This window comes from Actinorhabdospora filicis (assembly GCF_030269765.1).
GTDB lineage: Bacteria > Actinomycetota > Actinomycetes > Mycobacteriales > Micromonosporaceae > Actinorhabdospora > Actinorhabdospora filicis.
Genome location: NZ_BSTX01000002.1, coordinates 1,488,537 through 1,506,057, shown reverse-complemented (window position 1 = coordinate 1,506,057; position 17,521 = coordinate 1,488,537). Strand labels below are relative to the sequence as shown.

23 protein-coding genes and 1 riboswitch are annotated in these 17,521 nt (G+C 72.7%); of the genes, 17 read left to right on the top strand and 6 right to left on the bottom strand.

The genetic code is table 11. The features are described 5' to 3' along the window. Window positions 1-4 precede the first annotated feature (4 nt). From QSK10_RS19810 to QSK10_RS19795, 4 genes are all read right to left on the bottom strand, one after another. Window positions 5-865, bottom strand: a complete 861-nt coding sequence (locus QSK10_RS19810) for a haloalkane dehalogenase (RefSeq protein ID WP_285664348.1) — start codon at window positions 863-865, stop codon at window positions 5-7. Between the two features lie 10 nt (window positions 866-875). Beyond that, the gene (locus QSK10_RS19805; RefSeq protein WP_285664347.1) at window positions 876-1,454 is read right to left on the bottom strand and encodes a TetR/AcrR family transcriptional regulator; all 579 of its coding nucleotides are present in this window, start codon (window positions 1,452-1,454) and stop codon (window positions 876-878) included. 66 nt (window positions 1,455-1,520) lie between these two features. After that, window positions 1,521-2,375 carry an Fpg/Nei family DNA glycosylase gene (locus QSK10_RS19800; RefSeq protein ID WP_285664346.1) on the bottom strand — a complete coding sequence of 285 codons (855 nt, stop codon included), beginning with the start codon at window positions 2,373-2,375 and terminating at the stop codon, window positions 1,521-1,523. Between the two features lie 4 nt (window positions 2,376-2,379). Further along, window positions 2,380-3,495: an MBL fold metallo-hydrolase gene (locus tag QSK10_RS19795; RefSeq protein ID WP_285664345.1), complete on the bottom strand. Its 1,116-nt coding sequence runs from the start codon at window positions 3,493-3,495 to the stop codon at window positions 2,380-2,382. 181 nt (window positions 3,496-3,676) lie between these two features. Beyond that, window positions 3,677-3,807, top strand: a riboswitch (cyclic di-AMP (ydaO/yuaA leader). Between the two features lie 8 nt (window positions 3,808-3,815). Here QSK10_RS19795 and QSK10_RS19790 point away from each other — a divergent pair. From QSK10_RS19790 to QSK10_RS19780, 3 genes are all read left to right on the top strand, one after another. Further along, window positions 3,816-4,817, top strand: a complete 1,002-nt coding sequence (locus QSK10_RS19790; RefSeq protein ID WP_285664344.1) for a coiled-coil domain-containing protein — start codon at window positions 3,816-3,818, stop codon at window positions 4,815-4,817. An 88-nt stretch (window positions 4,818-4,905) separates the two neighbouring features. Beyond that, window positions 4,906-5,262 (top strand): hypothetical protein, encoded by a 357-nt coding sequence (locus tag QSK10_RS19785; protein WP_285664343.1) that lies wholly within the window; start codon window positions 4,906-4,908, stop codon window positions 5,260-5,262. A gap of 51 nt (window positions 5,263-5,313) precedes the next feature. Further along, window positions 5,314-5,913: a DUF305 domain-containing protein gene (locus QSK10_RS19780; RefSeq protein ID WP_285664342.1), complete on the top strand. Its 600-nt coding sequence runs from the start codon at window positions 5,314-5,316 to the stop codon at window positions 5,911-5,913. Here QSK10_RS19780 and QSK10_RS19775 read toward each other — a convergent pair. Further along, a complete protein-coding gene (locus tag QSK10_RS19775) occupies window positions 5,910-6,461 on the bottom strand; it encodes a 3'-5' exonuclease (RefSeq protein ID WP_285664341.1) in 552 nt (183 codons plus the stop codon). The two genes, QSK10_RS19780 and QSK10_RS19775, sit on opposite strands and share 4 nt — an antisense overlap. Before the next feature lie 118 nt (window positions 6,462-6,579). Between QSK10_RS19775 and QSK10_RS19770 the strand changes: the two genes are divergently transcribed. Continuing rightward, complete coding sequence (locus QSK10_RS19770; protein ID WP_285664340.1) at window positions 6,580-6,930, top strand: hypothetical protein; 351 nt, start codon at window positions 6,580-6,582, stop codon at window positions 6,928-6,930. 20 nt (window positions 6,931-6,950) lie between these two features. Here QSK10_RS19770 and QSK10_RS19765 read toward each other — a convergent pair whose 3' ends face one another. Then, complete coding sequence (locus QSK10_RS19765; RefSeq protein ID WP_285664339.1) at window positions 6,951-7,430, bottom strand: glutathione peroxidase; 480 nt, start codon at window positions 7,428-7,430, stop codon at window positions 6,951-6,953. Between the two features lie 35 nt (window positions 7,431-7,465). Between QSK10_RS19765 and QSK10_RS19760 the strand changes: the two genes are divergently transcribed. The 13 genes from QSK10_RS19760 to odhI all read left to right on the top strand — a co-directional run bounded on the left by QSK10_RS19760 (window position 7,466) and on the right by odhI (window position 17,434). After that, window positions 7,466-8,215, top strand: a complete 750-nt coding sequence (locus QSK10_RS19760) for a 2-phosphosulfolactate phosphatase (RefSeq protein ID WP_285664338.1) — start codon at window positions 7,466-7,468, stop codon at window positions 8,213-8,215. Between the two features lie 19 nt (window positions 8,216-8,234). Continuing rightward, window positions 8,235-9,359, top strand: a complete 1,125-nt coding sequence (locus QSK10_RS19755) for an NAD(P)/FAD-dependent oxidoreductase (RefSeq protein ID WP_285664337.1) — start codon at window positions 8,235-8,237, stop codon at window positions 9,357-9,359. Then, a complete protein-coding gene (locus QSK10_RS19750; RefSeq protein ID WP_285664336.1) occupies window positions 9,356-9,610 on the top strand; it encodes a (2Fe-2S)-binding protein in 255 nt (84 codons plus the stop codon). The genes QSK10_RS19755 and QSK10_RS19750 overlap by 4 nt, the downstream gene beginning before the upstream one ends. Next, window positions 9,603-10,943 (top strand): FAD/NAD(P)-dependent oxidoreductase, encoded by a 1,341-nt coding sequence (locus QSK10_RS19745; RefSeq protein WP_285664335.1) that lies wholly within the window; start codon window positions 9,603-9,605, stop codon window positions 10,941-10,943. Before QSK10_RS19750 ends, QSK10_RS19745 begins: the two co-directional genes overlap by 8 nt. Further along, a complete protein-coding gene (locus tag QSK10_RS19740) occupies window positions 10,940-11,824 on the top strand; it encodes a dihydrodipicolinate synthase family protein (RefSeq protein WP_285664334.1) in 885 nt (294 codons plus the stop codon). Before QSK10_RS19745 ends, QSK10_RS19740 begins: the two co-directional genes overlap by 4 nt. After that, the gene (locus QSK10_RS19735; RefSeq protein ID WP_285664332.1) at window positions 11,824-12,825 is read left to right on the top strand and encodes a proline racemase family protein; all 1,002 of its coding nucleotides are present in this window, start codon (window positions 11,824-11,826) and stop codon (window positions 12,823-12,825) included. The genes QSK10_RS19740 and QSK10_RS19735 overlap by 1 nt, the downstream gene beginning before the upstream one ends. Window positions 12,826-12,933: 108 nt before the next feature. Then, window positions 12,934-13,611 carry a GntR family transcriptional regulator gene (locus tag QSK10_RS19730; protein ID WP_285664331.1) on the top strand — a complete coding sequence of 226 codons (678 nt, stop codon included), beginning with the start codon at window positions 12,934-12,936 and terminating at the stop codon, window positions 13,609-13,611. A 125-nt stretch (window positions 13,612-13,736) separates the two neighbouring features. Beyond that, window positions 13,737-14,357: a cardiolipin synthase ClsA gene (gene clsA, locus QSK10_RS19725; protein WP_285664330.1), complete on the top strand. Its 621-nt coding sequence runs from the start codon at window positions 13,737-13,739 to the stop codon at window positions 14,355-14,357. Next, on the top strand, window positions 14,357-15,220 hold the full coding sequence (locus QSK10_RS19720) for a DUF881 domain-containing protein (protein WP_285664329.1): 864 nt from the start codon (window positions 14,357-14,359) through the stop codon (window positions 15,218-15,220). The genes clsA and QSK10_RS19720 overlap by 1 nt, the downstream gene beginning before the upstream one ends. Next, window positions 15,217-15,549, top strand: coding sequence for a small basic family protein (locus QSK10_RS19715; protein WP_285664328.1), 333 nt, complete (start codon window positions 15,217-15,219; stop codon window positions 15,547-15,549). Before QSK10_RS19720 ends, QSK10_RS19715 begins: the two co-directional genes overlap by 4 nt. Before the next feature lie 11 nt (window positions 15,550-15,560). After that, window positions 15,561-16,388, top strand: coding sequence for a DUF881 domain-containing protein (locus QSK10_RS19710; RefSeq protein WP_285664327.1), 828 nt, complete (start codon window positions 15,561-15,563; stop codon window positions 16,386-16,388). A 47-nt stretch (window positions 16,389-16,435) separates the two neighbouring features. Continuing rightward, window positions 16,436-16,816, top strand: a complete 381-nt coding sequence (gene gcvH, locus QSK10_RS19705; protein ID WP_285664326.1) for a glycine cleavage system protein GcvH — start codon at window positions 16,436-16,438, stop codon at window positions 16,814-16,816. 177 nt (window positions 16,817-16,993) lie between these two features. After that, entirely contained in the window at window positions 16,994-17,434 is a 441-nt protein-coding gene (odhI, locus tag QSK10_RS19700; protein WP_285664325.1) for an oxoglutarate dehydrogenase inhibitor Odhl, read from the top strand. Window positions 17,435-17,521: the final 87 nt, after the last annotated feature.

Sequence of the window (17,521 nt, the reverse complement as noted above, 5' to 3'; positions counted from 1 at the left end):
CCCGCTAACCCACCACCCGCCGCACGTACCACTCCCGCAGCGCCGCCCCGATCTCCTCCGGCGAGTCCTCCTGGATGTAGTGCGAGCCCCTCACCGTCACTTCCTCCTGCTCGGGGAAGGTGCGCGCGAACTCCAGCGCGCGTCCGACCAGCAGGGCGCCCGGCTCGGCCGAGACCAGCAGTTTCGGCACGCGCGTCCCGGTCAGCCAGCGGCCGTAGGACTCCACGATCGCGGTCACGTCGGCGGGGTCGCCGTCGATGGACAGCTCGCGGGGGAACATCAGGGTGGGGACGCGCGACTCCGGCGTCGGGAAGGGCGCGCGGTAGGCGTCCATCTCCTCCTCGGTCAGGGCGCGCAGGACGCTCTTGGGCAGCACGGTCTCGATGAAGAAGTTCGCCTCCAGCACGAGGCGCTCGCCGTCGGGGCCGCGGAGGGCGCGGAAGAGCGCGTCGCGGCCTTCGGGGAAGTCGGTCCACAGGCGGGGCTGCACGATGGCCTCCATGTAGGCGATCGCGCGGACGCGGCCGGGGTGGCGGGCGGCCCAGTGGAAGCCGAGGGCCGAGCCCCAGTCGTGCAGGACGAGGGTGACCTGCCCGGTGGGGATCACCGCGTCGAACCAGGCGTCGAGGTAGCGGGCGTGGTCGGTGAAGCGGTAGCCGGTGCCGGGGCCGGAGCGGCCCATGCCGACCAGGTCGGGGGCGAGGCAGCGGCCGAGGTCGGCGGTGTGGGGGATGACGTTGCGCCACAGGTAGGACGAGGTGGGGTTGCCGTGGAGGAACACGATCGGCTCGCCGGAGCCGGTCTCCTCGTGGTGCATGACGGTGTCGAGGACGGGGGTGGTGTTCGAGATGGGTGCGGTGGCCATTGCTGCCTCCTCAGGCCAGGACCGTCGTGAAGACGACGGCGGTGAATCGTTCGAGCGGTTCGGGGGTGCGTTCGACCTTCATCCGCAGCATCGCGCCCTGCCAGGCGGCCAGCAGGAAGTCGGCGAGGTCGAGGGCGGGGACGGTGAGGGTGATCAGCCCGGCCGCGGCGGCCTCGGTGAGGCACTCGGCGAAGGGCACGCGCCACGCGGCGAAGATCTCGGCGATGCGGGCGCGGATGGCCTCGCTGTGCTCGGTGGAGTCCAGGCTCATGTTGCCCACGAGGCAGCCGTGGTGCCAGCCGCGCGACTCCAGGCGCCCGGAGATCAGCTCGAAGTAGGACCGCAGGCGCTCCAGCGGGGGCAGGCCGCCGCGCAGGGTGCCCTCCATGACCTCGCGGACGTCGCCGAAGTAGCGGTCCAGGATCTCCAGCCCGAAGGCCTCCTTGGACGCGAAGTGGTTGGTAAACGAGCCTTGTGGGACGCCCGCGGCGGCGGTGATCTCCCGGACGCCGGCGGCGGTGAAGCCCCGGCGGCGGACGACCTCCAGCCCGGCGCTGAGGATCTCCGGCTTGTTCGATGTCCGTGCCATGGGCTCAATATGTACGACCGTATTGATTCGCGCAAGCGAAGTGTGACCGCCATCACTTCGCAGTGGTCACTTCAGGAACTTCGAGGTCCGCCGGTCGGCGAGGGGCTTCCCGCCGGTCTGGCAGGTCGCGCAGTACTCCAGCGAGGAGTCGGCGAAGGACACCGAGCGGATCACGTCCCCGCACACCGGGCAGGCCTCCCCGGCGCGGCCGTGGACGCGCATCGCGGCCTTCTTGTGCGCCTTGAGCCGCCCGGCCGCCACGCCCTCGTCGTGCGCGACGGCCGCGCGCAGCGTGGACAGCATCGCCTCGTAGAGGACGCCGGTCTCCTCATCGGTGAACGACGACGCGAGCTTGAACGGCGACATCTTCGCCGCGTGCAGGATCTCGTCGGAGTAGGCGTTGCCGATGCCCGCGATGACCTTCTGGTCCCGCAGCAGCCCCTTGATCTGCGCGCGGCGCCCGGCCAGCAGCGCGGCGAAGTCCTCGCGCGACAGCGTCAGCGGCTCCGGTCCCAGCGTCGCGACGTGCTCGATGTCCCCGGGCGAGCGGACGACGTGGACCGCGAGCCGCTTGGTGGTGCCCTGCTCGGTCAGGTCGAAGCCCGAGCCGTCATCGAGGACGACGCGCAGCGCGATCGGCCCCTTCCCCGGCCGCAGCGGGGCCGCCGGCAGCGCGTCGCGCCACTGCAGCCAGCCCGCCCGGGCCAGGTGGAACACCAGGTGCAGGTCACCGGCCTGGACGTCGACGAACTTGCCGCGCCGGGACGCGCCGGTCACCGCCAGCCCGGTGAGCGCGGTGACCGGCGGGTCGAAGGTCTTCAGCGCGGCGAAGGACGCCACGTCCACGCGCGCGATGGAGCGCCCGGCCAGGCGGTCCCGCAGGAACCCGGCCAGCGCCTCCACCTCGGGCAGCTCCGGCATGGACTCAGTCTGGCACCGGAGCGGCGCTCGCCTGCCACCATCCGTCGGGTTCGGGGGCGGCGTCGACGTCGATGGTCTGCCCCGGCAGCGGCACGGTGAGGGAGATGCCGCGCTCCTTGGCCTCGCGCCACAGCCGGTCCACCGGCTCGCCCCAGGCGTGGAAGGCCAGGTCGAAGGTGCACCAGTGGACGGGGACGAGCAGCCCGCCGCGCAGGTCGAGGTGCGCCTGGGCGGCCTCCTCGGGCGTCATGTGGATGTGCGGCCAGGCGGGGCTGTAGGCGCCGATCTGGACGAGGGTGGCGTCGAAGGGCCCGTGCTCCTCGCCGATGGCGCGGTAGCCGTCGAAGTAGCCGGAGTCGCCGGTGTAGAAGACCTTGCGGCCGTGCGCCTCGATCACCCACGAGCCCCACAGGGTCCGGTTGCGGGCCAGGCCGCGCCCGGAGAAGTGCCGGGCGGCGGTGAGCGTCAGGCGCGCGGCGCCGACGGTGACCGACTCGTCCCAGTCGAGCTCGATGATGCGCGAGGCGGGCACGCCCCAGCGCTCCAGGTGCGCGCCGATGCCCAGGGGGACCAGGAACGGCGCCGAGCGGTCGCGGGCGATCGCCTTGACGGTGTCCATGTCCAGGTGGTCGTAGTGGTCGTGGGAGATCAGCACCGCGTCGACGAACGGCAGGTCGGACAGCCCGACCGGCACCGGGTGCAGTCGGCGCGGCCCGACCTTCTGGCTGGGCGAGCAGCGCTCGGACCACACCGGGTCGAGCAGGATCCGCGTCCCCGACAGGTCCGCCAGCGCCGAGGCGTGCCCGTACCAGGTGACGTGCAGCCCGTCCCCGGGCTCGGCGATGGGCGCGGCCAGCGGCACCGGCGTGCCCGGCTTGCTGGACCCGGCCCGGTTGACGCGGCGGTCCTCCATCACCAGCGACAGGCTCGGCACCATGCCGGTCCCGTCGTCCTCGGCGTTGTGGAAGACCCCGTCGCGGAACTGCGGCGAGGCGTTCATCCGCGCCAGCCGCTCGCCCCTGGCACGCGCGCCGAGCGCGGCGGGGACGTCGCGGAACGCCCACGCGGCGGCGCCGGCGGCGGCGAGGGCGGACAGGGCGAGGAGCCGCTTGCGGGACATCTGACCTCCGGGTTGTCTGCCTACCCGGTCAACTGTAGGGACGAGGATTGAGACCGCGCTGAGGATCGCCCGGCACGGTCGGTGACCGGCTGTTCTACGATGTCGCCTAGTAGTTTTCTCCGCCCGTCCGGTATGGTGCTGCGCTAAGGCTTCCGGTGTAGCGGCGCCCGTAGGGCGCCGGCGGAGGCCGCCGCCGAATCGCCCTCCCGGGCGAACCGGGGAACCACGTTCCCGGGGTGAATCCGCCACGCGGTAGGGCGTCCTTCGGCCCGAACCCGTCAGCTAACCCGGTAGGCGGTGCCGAGAAGAAGGACGCATACGTGAGATTCACGTCCGCGCGGCGCCTGGCGTCGCTGGCCGCCGTCACGGTGGCCGCCTTGCTGGCGTCGCTGGCCTTCGGGCCGGGCGCGCTGGCCGATCCGGGCGATGACGGCGCCGACGAGGGCATCCAGAAGGCGATCCAGGACTACCTGGACGCCGAGGAGCAGCTGAACACCTCCAAAGAGCGCCAGAAGACCATCGAGAAGCAGATCAAGCAGAACGAGGAGATCGTCGCCGATCTCACCGTCCAGGTCCAGGACATCGCCGCCGCCGCGTACATGGGCGGCAACCTGGGCTCGGCCACCGCGATCCTGGGCGCCGACTCCGTCGACGTCGCCATCGACCGCGCCATCATCGTCAACTTCCTGGGTGAGGAGAGCGCCAAGACCGTCGCGGACATGGCGCGCGCCCAGGAGGACCTGGTGGCCGAGAAGGAGGCGCTCGCCGAGGAGGTGGAGAACCAGAAGAAGCACCTCGGCAAGATGGAGGACGCCCGCGACGACGCCGCCGAGCGGCTCGCCGGCAGCGGCGGCAACAGCGGGGCGGGACCCACCACCAGCAACGCCCGCCCGCCGGACCCGGCGCCGCGCAACCCCGACGGCTCACTGCCCGGCGAGGGCTGCTCGGTGCACGAGGACAAGACCGGCGGGTGCATCTCGCCGCGCACCAGGCACGCCCGCGACCAGGCGATCTTCGCCGGTTTCGAGCGCTACGTCAGCTGCTTTCGGCCCAGCGGCTCGGGTGAGCATCCCATGGGCAAGGCCTGCGACTTCTCGGCCTTCCCGGGTGGCTTCCGCTCCGAGGTCGCCTACGGCGACGCCAAGGCCTACGGCGACAACCTCGCCGGATGGTTCGTGAAGTACGCCGACAAGCTGGGTGTCCTCTACGTCATCTGGTTCGACCGGTTCTGGAGCCCGGCCACCGGCTGGGGCCCCTATTCCGGCGGCGGGGGAGACCCGGCCTCCGACCACACCAACCACGTGCATCTGTCGATGCGCTGACCCACCCCTCCCAAATACGGGAGGGGGGTATATGATCGACGGGTCCGTCCCGACCGGGACGGGCCCGTTCGCGCGTTCAGGGGGCGTCATGCGACGAGAGAGGGCGGCCGTCCGGCTGCTGCTGCTCGTCGCCGTCGTCCTCGGCCTGGGCTGGATGCACACCCTCGGGCACCAGGCGCACGAACCCGGCGGGCACTCCACTCACCTGGCCGTGGACGACGGTCCCGCCGTTGCCCCGGGCGCGCCGATGTCCCCGGACACCGAGATGTGCCTGGCGGTCCTGGCCGCCACGGTGCTCCTGGCCGCCGGGCTGCTCACCGCCCACGTCCGCCGGGACCCGGCCACCGCCACCCCCCACTCGGCCGTGGCGCCCACCGGGCGCGGGCCGCCGCGCGTCCGTCCCTCCTCGCTCCTCTACGCCGACCTGACGGTGCTGCGCATATAGGCCGACCACCGGCCTTCACCCATACGCAGACACCCGACAGGAGACAGAGAAGTGAACCTTTCGACCAAGCGCGTCCTCATCGCCACCGCCACCCTCGCCACCGCGCTCGTCCTGGCCGCCTGCGGCGCCAAGGACGGCGGCCACGACGGGATGCCCGGCATGGACCACGGCGCGAGCCCGCAGACCTCGTCCACGCAGGGCTTCAACTCCGCCGACGTGATGTTCGCGCAGATGATGATCCCGCACCACCAGCAGGCCCTGGAGATGGCGACGCTGGCCGAGACCCGTGCGTCCGACCCCGAGGTCAAGCAGCTGGCGGCGGCCATCAAGAGCGCCCAGGACCCCGAGATCACCACCCTCAAGGGCTGGCTGACCACGTGGGGACAGCCGCTGGAGGCGTCCATGAGCCACGGCATGAGCGGCATGCTCACCGCGGAGGACATGAAGAACCTCGGCGCGGCCACCGGCGCCGATTTCGACAAGGCCTTCGCCACCCTCATGATCGCCCACCACAAGGGCGCCATCGAGATGGCCGATCAGGAGATCACCGGCGGCCAGTACCCCGCCGCGATCGAACTGGCCCGCTCGGTCAAGACCTCCCAGGGCGAGGAGGTCGCCACGATGGAGGCGATCCTCAAGCGCCTCGGCTAACCCGGCCAGTCGCCGCGCTCGTCGAGTTCCAGGACGAGCGCGGCGATGTTCCACGCGTCATCGGCCCCCGAATGGTGCCGCCCCTCCAGCGGCAGCCCCGACATCTTCAAGGCCGCCGCCATCCCCGGGCGCTTCTTCAGCCCGTGGGACTCCGCGTAGACCGCCTTGGCGTTGGTGTGCCGCGAGGAGAAGGGGTAGACCGCCGCGCTCGTCCGGCACTGGTGCTCGAACTGCTTGCGGTCGTAGTCACCCCACGACGCCCACGCCCGCGAGTCGGCGCGATGCTCGCGCGCCAGGATCCGGCACGCCTCCTCGAAGGACACCCCGGTGTCCACCTCTTCCTGCGTGAGCCCGGTCAGCTCGGTGCAGAACTGCGAGACCCGCGAGCGGGGCCGCACCAGGATCCGGTGCTTGGCGAGGCGCTCGCGCGCGTCCAGGTCCAGCACGCACAGCCCGATCTCGATGATCTCGTTGCGCTGGCCGGGCGGGACCTGGCCGGACCAGCAGGTCGCCTCGACGTCCACCACGTTCACGATGCGATCGTTCACCGCACTGAGGCTAGGGCCGCCGATCCTCTCCGCGCAGCGGGTTTTCGCCGTCGCGAGAGTCGCGGAGAGTGTCGGCGAGGCGACACGAACGAGCGCCCGATCGGCAGAGCATGGCCCCATGAGCAACGAGCCGCATCCGGTGATCGTCGGGCGGCTGCTGTCCGGGACCGGCAGCCGCGCCGACATGACCGCCGCCGACGCCAACTTCCACGCCTGGATCCGCGACCAGTGGGACGGCCGCGACGCCCTCGCGCTCGCCTACTGCGTCGACGCGCTCGCCGGGGCCTACGGGCCGGAGTGGGACGCGCTGCCCGAGCGGCACGCGCAGGCCCACGTATGGCTCTTCAGCTTCCTGTGCCCGCGCCGCGAGGTCATGGACCGCGAGGCCGTCGACTACCGGGAGGTCGTGGCCCGCAAGGGCGGCGCGCTGCCCTTCGGCGACCGGATCCTGCACCTGAAGGGCTGGTAGGACCCGGCCGCCGCCGGCGGCTACTTCAGGCGGGCCTCGATGGCCGCGACCAGGTCTGCGGCCTCGGGCTCGGTGCGCGGGCGGAAGCGCACGATCTCCTCGCCGGAGACCAGGAACTTCTCGAAGTTCCACTGCACGTCACCGGCGGCTCCCTCGGCGTCGGCGGTCGCGGTGAGCACGTCGTAGAGCGGCTGGCGGCCCTCACCGTTCACGTCGCCCTTGGCGTACATCGGGAACGTCACGCCGTAGGTCGCCGAGCAGAACTCCGCGATCTCCTCCGAGGTGCCCGGCTCCTGCCCGCCGAACTGGTTGCACGGGAAGCCCAGGACGCTGAAGCCGCGATCGGCGTAGCGCGCCTGGAGCCGCTCCAGGCCCGCGTACTGCGGCGTCAGGCCGCACTTGGAGGCCACGTTCACGATGAGGAGGACCTTGTCCTTGTGCTCGGCGAGCGTCGTGTCGTCGCCGGAAAGGGTCTTCAGGGGAATGTCGTAGATGCTCACCGCGCCAGCTTACGGCGGGATGAGATCGTCTTCGGATGCCCGACTACTTCACTCAGCGAGCCCACCCCGTCCGCTTCGGCTGGGGCCCCACCGAGGCCCACGAGCTGGCCGACCCGCGCGGCTGCCTCGTGGTCATCGACGTCCTCTCCTTCACCACCGCCGTCTCGGTCGCCGTCGAGGGCGGCACAGCCGTCTACCCCTACCGCTGGCGCGACGAGTCCGCGCGCGGCTACGCCGACGAGAAGGACGCCGCCCTGGCGGTCGGCCGCACCGCCGCCACCCGCGAGTCGCCGTGGTCGCTGTCCCCGGCGGTGCTGCGCGACGCGCCGAAGCCCGCGCGGCTGGTCCTGCCGTCCCCGAACGGTTCCACCATCGCCGCCGCGGCCGGTGAGGGCACGGTGGTCGCCGCCTGCCTGCGCAACGCGCCCGCCGTCGCCGAGTGGCTGCTCGCCGAGGGTTTCGGGACGCCCGCCCGCCCCGTCGCGGTGATCGCCTCCGGCGAGCGCTGGCCCGACGGTTCGCTGCGGCCGTGCCTGGAGGACCTGATGGGCGCCGGCGCGGTGCTGTCGGGGCTGCGCGGGGACTTCTCGGTGGAGGCCACACTGGCCGCCGCCGCGTACGCGGCCACGCCCGACGTGCCGGACGCCGTCCGGCGCTGCGGTGGCGGGATCGAGCTGGTGTCCATCGGTTACGGCGGTGACGTGGACGTGGCCACCGAGGCCGATTCGACCCGGGTGGTGCCGGTTCTGCGCGATGGCGCGTTCGTCGATGCGGGCACCCACTAACGTGTGACATACTACTGGCGTGACTGCGCCTCTCAAGGGCGCCGACGTGGTCGTGGTCGGCGCCGGGATCATCGGCGCGGCGATCGCGTACGAATGCGCGATCGCCGGGCTGAGCGTCGCCGTCCTCGACAGGGGACCGGTGGCGGGCGGCACCACGGGCGCGGGCGAGGGCAACCTCCTCGTTTCCGACAAGCCGCCGGGACCCGAACTCGACCTCGCGATGATGTCCCTGCGCCGCTGGCGCGAGTGGAGCGAGGAACACGAGTTCGAGTACGAGCCCAAGGGCGGCCTCGTCGTGGCCTCCACCCCCGAGGGGCTCAAGGCCCTCGACGGCCTCGCCGCCGAACAGCGCACCTCGGGCGTGGAATCCCTCGGCGTGGCCGAACTCGCCGAGTACGAACCGCACCTCGCCCCCGGCCTCGCCGGGGGAGTGTTCTACCCCCAGGACGCCCAGGTCATGCCCGCGCTGGCCGCCGCCGCGCTGCTGCGCCACCCGCGCGTCACCGTCCACACCGGCGTCACCTTCACCGGCCTCGAAGGCGGCGAACGCGTCACCGCCGCCCGCACCGACGCCGGGCGCGTCCCCTGCGCCACCGTGGTCAACGCCGCCGGGACCTGGGCCGCCGAGGTCGCCGCACGCTGCGGCAGCGACGTCCCCGTCATGCCCCGCCGCGGCTTCATCCTCGTCACCGAGCCCCTGCCCCGCATCGTGCGCCACAAGGTCTACGCCGCCGACTACGTCGCCGACGTCGGCTCCGACGACGCCGGGCTCAAGACCTCACCCGTCGTGGAGGGCACCGCCGCCGGGCCCGTCCTCATCGGCGCCAGCCGCGAACGCGTCGGCTTCGACGGCCGCTTCTCCGTCCCGGTGCTGCGGCGACTGGCCGCGCAGGCCATCGCGCTGTTCCCGGTCCTCGCCGAGGTCACCGTCATGCGCGCCTACCGGGGATTCCGCCCGTACACCCCCGACCACCTCCCCGTCATCGGCCCCGACGCGGCCGTCGAGGGACTGTGGCACGCGTGCGGGCACGAAGGCGCCGGGGTCGGACTCGCCGCCGCGACCGGGCTCGCCGTCGCGCGCGGACTGACGGGGGCCGACCCCGGTCTCGACATGAGCCCGTTTCGACCCGGGAGGTTCGCGTGAAGGTCACCGTGGACGGCCGCGACATCGACGCCGAACCCGGCCGCTCGATCGCCGCGGTCCTGCACGCCGACGGCCTGCGCTCCTGGCGCACCACCCGCGTCGAAGGCAGCCCCCGCGGCCTCTTCTGCGGCATCGGCGTCTGCTTCGACTGCCTGGTCACCATCAACGGCCGCCCCAACTTGCGCGCCTGCCTGATCACCGTCCGCGAAGGCGACGTCATCGAGACCCAGGAGGGCGTGGGCCGTGCCTGACGCCGACCTCGCCGTCATCGGCGCCGGGCCCGCCGGGCTCGCCGCCGCCGGCGCCGCCGCCCGCGCCGGGCTCACCGTGGTCCTCCTCGACCCCGCCGAACGCCCTGGCGGCCAGTTCTACCGCCACCGCGACGGCGACGACGGACGCGGCCACCACCACTGGCGCGACTACCTCCGCCTCGCCGGGGACCTCGAAGGCGTCCACTACCTGCCCGGCCACCGCGTCTGGCACGCCGAACCCGGCGAACCGCACGTCCTGCACTGCCTGGCCGGGAACCGCGACGAGCGGCCCGTCACCGTCCGCGCCGCCAAGATCGTGCTCGCCACCGGCGCCCACGACCGCGCCCTGCCGTTCCCCGGCTGGGACCTGCCCGGCGTCATGACCGCCGGCGGCGCCCAGGCCCTCTGGAAGGGACAGGGACTGCCCGCCGGACGGCGCGTGGTCATCTCCGGCACCGGGCCCTTCCTCCTGCCCGTCGCCACCGGGCTCCTCAAGGCCGGGGCGCGCGTGGCGGGCGTGTACGAGGCGAACCGGCCGAGCGCGGCCCTGCTGCCCCTCGCCCTCGACCCGGCGCGCGCCGTGGAGGGCGCCGGGTACGCACTCGCGCTCGCCCGCCACCGCGTCCCTTACCGCACCGGCCGCGCCGTCATCGCCGCCCACGGCGAGGGCCGCCTGGAATCGGTCACCGTCGCCCGCCTCGACCGCGACTGGCAGCCGGTGCCGGGCACCGAGAAGATCGTCACCTGCGACGCCCTCGCCATCGGCTACGGCTTCACCCCGCAGCTCGAACTCGCCGTGCAGCTCGGCTGCGCCGTCGAGGACGGGCCCGACGGGAGCGCCGTCATCACCGCCGACGCCGCCCAGGCCACCACCGTCCCCGGCGTGTGGGCGGCGGGGGAGACCCTCGGCGTCGGCGGCGCCGTTCTCGCCATGGCCACCGGCGCCCTCGCCGGGCACGCCGCGGCCGGGACCACCCCGCCCGGCGCGCTGCTGCGGCGGCGGGCGCGCCAGCGGCGACTGGCCGCCGCGATCGCCGCGGCCTGGCCGGTCCGCGACGGCTGGCGCGAGTGGCTGCGCGACGACACCGTCGTCTGCCGCTGCGAGGAAGTCGACCACGGCGCGCTCAAGCGCGCCATCGCCGACGGCGCGCGGGACGTCCGCAGCGCCAAGCTCCTGTGCCGCGCCGGGATGGGACTGTGCCAGGGGCGGGTGTGCGGGTTCCCCGTCGCGCGCGTCCTCGGCGTCCCCGACCGGCCCAACCGACCCGTCGCCCAGCCCGTCCGGCTGCGCGATCTGGCCTACCCCGACACCTCCCGAGGAGAACACCGATGACGAAGCCGTGGCACGGCGTCCAGGTCGCCACCGCGCTGCCCTTCCGCGATGACCTGACCGTCGACTACGACGCCTACGCCGAGCACCTGGCGTGGCTGTACGCCGGGGGCTGCGACGGCGCGGTCCCGAACGGGTCCCTCGGCGAGTACCAGACCCTCACCGACGAGGAGCGCGCCCGCGTCGTCACCACCGCCGTGGAGGTCCTCGGCGGCGACCACGTGATGCCCGGCATCGCCGCCTACGGCGCCGCCGAGTCGCGCCGCTGGGCCGAGCAGGCCGGTGAGGCCGGGTGCGGCGCGGTGATGCTGCTGCCCCCGAACGCCTACCGCGCCGACGAGCGCTCGGTGATCGCCCACTACGCCGAGGTCGCCAAGGCCGGCGTCCCGATCGTGGCGTACAACAACCCGATCGACACCAAGGTCGACCTGACCCCGGCGCTGCTGGCCCGCCTGCACGGCGAGGGCCTGATCGTGGCGGTCAAGGAGTTCACCGGCGACGTCCGCCGCGCCTACGAGATCGCCGAGCTGGCCCCGGACCTGGACCTGCTCATCGGCTCCGACGACGTGCTGCTGGAGCTGGCCCTGGCCGGTGCCGTCGGCTGGATCGCCGGCTACCCCAACGCGCTCCCGGTCGCCTCGGTCGCGCTGTACAAGGCCGCGATCGCCAAGGACCTCGACACCGCCCTCCCGCTGTACCGCGACCTGCACCCGCTGCTGCGCTGGGACTCCAAGACCGAGTTCGTGCAGGCCATCAAGCTGTCGATGGACATCGCCGGGCGCAAGGGCGGGATCTGCCGCCCGCCGCGCCAGGCCCTCACCGACGAGCAGCGCCGCGTGATCACCTCGGCGACCGAGGCCGCCCTGGTCCGGGGACACCGCTGATGCGCAGCCGCCACGTCTACCACGCCGTCGACTCCCACACCGAGGGCATGCCGACGCGCGTCATCACCGGCGGGCTGCCGGTGTTCCCCGGCGCGACCATGGCCGAGCGGCGCGCCTACCTCATGGAGCACCGCGACGACCTGCGCAAGTTCTTCGTCCAGGAGCCGCGCGGGCACTCGGCGATGAGCGGCGCGTTCCTCCAGCCGCCCACCCGGCCCGACGCCGACGTCGGCGTCCTGTTCGTCGAGGTCTCCGGCTGGCTGCCGATGTGCGGGCACGGCACCATCGGCGTCTGCACCGTCCTGGTGGAGACCGGCATGGTCGAGGTGACCGAACCGGTCACCACCATCCGGCTGGACGCCCCCGCCGGGCTCGTCACCGCCCAGGTCGCCGTCAAGGACGGGCACGCCGAGTCGGTGACCCTGGCCAACGTCCCGTCCTTCGCCGCCGCGCTCGACGCGAAGGTGGAGGTCCCCGGCTACGGGACCGTCACCTACGACCTGGCCTTCGGCGGCAACTTCTACGCCTGGGTGCGCGCCGAGGACCTCGGCGTGGAGTTCACCCGGGACAACAAGGACGGCATCATGCGCGCCGGGATGGCGCTCATGGCCGCCATCAACGAGCACGCCCGGCCGCAGCACCCCGCCGACGAGCGCATCGGCGGCGTCAAGCACGTGGGGGTGCTGGCTCCCGGCAGCACCCCCACGCACACCCGCCACGCCATGGTCATCCACCCCGGCTGGTTCGACCGGTCCCCGTGCGGGACGGGCACCTCGGCGCGCCTGGCGCAGCTGCACGCGCGCGGTGAGCTGAAGGTCGGGGAGGAGATGGTGAACGAGTCCTTCATCGGCACCCACTTCACCGCCCGGATCACCGGCGAGACCGAGGTCGCCGGGATCCCCGCGATCCACCCGTCCATCACCGGGCGCGCCTGGGTCACCGGGACCGCCCAGTACCTGCTGGACCCGTCCGACCCGTTCCCGTACGGATTCGCGCTATAGGCCCCGTGCCGTAGGGACCCGGACCGATGCCGGACGGTGATGAGCGCGCGTGGGACACTCGGCCACACGCCACCTGACACAGCGCTGTCAAGAGATGGAGCGACCGACGTGGAAGCCTTCGACCTACCCGCCCTGCCACCGCGCCAGAACCTGCGCGAGAAGGTCGGCACCGAGCTTCGCGCCGCGCTCATCACCGGACGGCTCCGCCCCGGGGTCATCTACTCCGCGCCCAAACTCGCCCAGACCTTCGGGGTCTCCCCGACCCCGGTCCGCGAGGCCATGCTCGACCTGGCCAAAGAGGGCCTGGTGGAGGCCGTCCGCAACAAGGGCTTCCGCGTGGTCGACATCGACGAGCGCGAACTCGACGAGTGCACCGAACTGCGCCGCCTCATCGAGCCCCCGACCGTCGCCGGCATCACCCGGACCGCCCGCCCGGCCGACCTGGAGGCCCTGCGGCCGGTCGCCGAGGCCATCGTCGCCGCCGCCCTGGCCGGGGACCTCACCGGCTACATCGACGCCGACCACCGCTTCCACTCCGGGCTGCTCGCGCTGGCCGGGAACCGGCGGCTGGTCAGCGTCGTGGCCGACCTGCGCTACCGCTCGCGGCTCTACGGCGTCCCCGCCCTCGCCGCCGCGCACCGCCTGGAGCCTTCCGCCCGCGAGCACGTCGAGCTCCTCGACCTCATGCTCGCCGGGGACGCCGAGGGCGCCGAATCGCTCATGAACCGCCACCTCGACCACGTCCGCACCATCTGGGCCGAACGGCCCGCCGAGACGGCGTCCTGACCGCCGGGCCCGGACACGGCGCGTCCTAGATCCGACACTCCCCGTGTGCGGCGGCCCGCCGGAACCGACCGGCCACGCTGGGTAGAATCACCCGGATCCACGCGCACGACCTAGGGAGGAGCGGCGTGACAGGTACCGAGCAGGACGCCCCGCCCTGGCGGATCTGGACCATCCCCAACGCGGTGTCCTTCATCCGGTTCCTCGGCATCGGCGTCTTCCTGTACCTGCTCCTGGGACCCCGCAACGACGTCGCCGGGCTCATCGTCCTGGCCGTCGGCGGCGGCACCGACTGGGTCGACGGGTTCCTCGCCCGCCGCCTGGGCCAGGTCTCGCGCTTCGGGCAGCTCTTCGACCCCCTCGTCGACCGGCTCTACATCCTCGCCGCGATCGCCGCCCTGACCATCCGCGAGTTCGTGCCCTGGCAGTTCACCGCCGCGCTCCTGGCCCGCGAGCTGGTCCTGCTGGCCGGGCTGTTCGTGCTGCGCCGCCACGGGTACGGGCCCCTTGAGGTCCACTACCTCGGCAAGGCCGCCACCTTCATCATCTTCGCCGCGTTCCCCGTCCTGGTCCTGGCCGGGCAGGGCGGCACCGCCACCGACATCGGCAAGCCGGTCGGCTGGGCCCTCGCCTGGTGGGGCATCGTCCTCTACTGGCTCTCGGCGCTGCTCTACGTCGTCCAGGTCGCCGGACTCGCCCGCGCCGCCCGCGCCCGCAACACCCCGGATGTGGTGGGGCACCGGACCTGATGAGGCGTCGCTACGAGGACGAACCCGACAAGCAGCGCGCGTTCGGGCCGATCGCGGTCGACCTGCTCGCCAGCTTCTGGCACGACCCCCTCGATTACGACGCCCCCACCCGCCCCGGGCGCCGCACGCCCTTCACGCGCGCCCTCACCGCGATCACCGCCGCCGCGATCGGGTTCATCCTCGTCGTCGCCTACCAGCACACCGTCGCCGCCGCGCCGGCCAACGCCGACATCCGCGCGCAGCTGCTGTCCGACATCGACGCCAAGCGCGCCGCCACCGACGAGCAGCAGAAGACCGCCGAGCAGCTCGGCCGCGACGTCGAGGACCTGCGCGACCGCATCCTCGGCGACAGCGAGGCCGCCAAGGCCCTCCGCGACAAGGCCGCCCTCGCCGGGCTCGCGCCCGTCACCGGCGAAGGGGTCACCGTCACCGTCACCGACGGCCCCCGCCCCGAGGACCCCGACGCGCAGGACCTCGGCCGGGTCCGCGACCGCGACATCCAGACCATCGTGAACACCCTCTGGTCCCTGGGCGCGGAGGCCGTCGCGATCGACGACCAGCGGCTCACCGCCACCTCCGCCATCCGCGCCGCCGGAGCGGCGATCCTGGTCGACTTCCGGCCGGTCACCAACCCCTACACGATCACCGCCATCGGCCCCGCCGACCTCGCGCGCCAGTTCAACGCCACCGGCACCGCGCGCACCTTCCACGGCTACAGCAACGACTACGGAATGGGATTCACGGTGAAAGCCGCCGACGACCTGACCCTTCCCGCCGCGCCGGCGCCGCCGCTCGACCACGCCGCGCCGATACCGCCGCCGGGCACCGGCCCCGACCCCAGCACCACCGGGAGCGGCCGGTGATCGCCGTCATCGCCCTGGCCGTCGGCGTCATCGCGGGCATCTTCATCAACCCCGACGTGCCGCTGTGGCTCCAGCCGTACCTGCCGATCGCGGTCATCGCCGCCCTCGACTCCGTCTTCGGCGGCATCCGGGCCCGCCTGGACCGCAAGTTCGACGACAAGCAGTTCGTCATCTCCTTCATCTCCAACGTGCTGATCGCGGCCCTGATCGTCTACCTCGGCGACCAGCTCGGCGTCGGCAGCCAGCTGTCCACCGGCGTGGTCGTCGTCCTCGGCATCCGCATCTTCTCCAACGCCGCCGCCATCCGGCGGCACCTGTTCTCGGCGTGAGGGGGACCGGCATGGACGCCGAAACCGAAGACGACGGCGAGCGCGAGACCGTCACGGGCGGGAACGAAGCGCCCGAAGCGGACGCGAGCTCGCGGAACGATGAATCGGAGGCCGGTGAGAATGATCTCACCGTCACCGCCCCGAACCGGCGCAAACGCCGCGTCAGCCTGACCATCGGCGTCCTGGTCGCCCTCCTCGGTTTCGCCGCCGTCGTCCAGGTCCGCAACCACGGCGAGGACCCCGAGCTGTCGGGCGCGCGGCAGGAGGACCTCGTCCGCATCCTCGCCGACCTCGACGCCCGCCAGGCCCGCCTGGCCGACGAGATCGCCGACCTGGAGAACAGCAAACGGCAGCTGACCTCGGGCGCCGAGGGCGGCGCGGCGGCGCTGGCGGAGGCCAAGGGCCTCGCCGACGAGCTCGGCATCCTCGCCGGGACGCTCGGCGCGAAGGGCCCCGGGCTGATCCTGGAGTTCCGCTCCGGCGCCAAGCCGATCCGGGCCGCCACGATCCTCGACGCCGTCGAGGAGCTGCGGGGCGCGGGCATGGAGGCCGCGCAGATCGACGGCGAGAACGGCGCCTCGGTGCGTATCGTGGCCTCGACGTTCTTCCTGGACGGCCAGAACGGGCTGATCGTCGACGACGCGACGCTCACCGGCGTCTACCGGATCACCGTCATCGGGGACCCGGCGACCATGGACACCGCCCTCCGGATCCCCGGTGGGGTGGTGGACAACGTCGGTAAAGACGGCGGTACCGTCGTCGTCAACGAGCCCGGGGAGGTCCGTGTGACCACGATCGTGGCGCCGTCCGAGCCGAAGTACGCCAAGCCAGTCGATTGACCGCGCGGTCGTGCCGACCACGGTCTGTGAACAGAGAGGCTGCGAGGGTGATCCCAGCAGAGCTGCGCTACACCGCCGAGCACGAGTGGGTCGGCGACACTGACACCGCTTCGGTCCGGGTCGGCATCACGCACTTCGCCCAGAACCAGCTCGGCGACATCGTCTACGTCCAGCTCCCCGAGGTCGGCGCGGCCATCACCGCCGGTGACGCCATCGGCGAGGTGGAGTCCACGAAGAGCGTCTCCGACATCTTCGCGCCGCTGGCGGGCACCGTCACGGCCGTGAACACCGCCCTGGTCGACGCGCCCGAGACCATCAACGAGTCGCCCTACGGCGACGGCTGGCTCTTCGAGATCGAGCCCGCCGACGTCGCCGACGTGGCGGCCCTCCTCGACGCCGCCGGTTACGAGAAGCTGACCGGCGAGTAGCCGGAACCTCCGGGTCCCGGCCGCCGGGACCCGGAGCCCGTGCCCGCGCGTTGCGGTTGACCGTATGAGCGAGCAGTGGCTAGGCTCGCTCAGTTATACCCAGTACGCTCGCAGATCCCCGAGACAACCGCCGGACCGGCCCACCGGCGGCCGGCCGACCAGACGTGAGGTGGTCAGATGACGCGCCCCCGCCCCGACGACGAGTACCCGCCGCTCGACGTCACTTCGACGATGAACCTCGGGGCTCTCAACGAGGTGCTCGAAGGGTCTGACACCGAGGTCAACCCCGGACGTCTCGCCGAGTCGCTGCCGCCCGGGACCGCCCTGCTCGTGGTCCGCCGCGGCCCCAACGCCGGCGCGCGGTTCCTGCTCGACTCGCAGGTCGTCACCAGCGGCCGCCACCCCGACAGCGACATCTTCCTCGATGACGTGACCGTCTCGCGGCGCCACGCCGAGTTCCACCGCGACGGCGTGACCTTCACCGTCCGCGACGTCGGCAGCCTCAACGGCACCTACGTCAACCGCGAGCGCGTGGAGAACGCCACCCTCGGCAACGGCGACGAGGTCCAGATCGGCAAGTTCCGCCTGGTGTTCATCGCCGGGCCCCGTCCCCACTAGGGACATCCGACTCGACGGCACGGCCGGGCGATGCCCGGCCGTGCCGTGCCGTCTCCGCAAGCCCCCGCCCGATGATCGCCGGGCCGC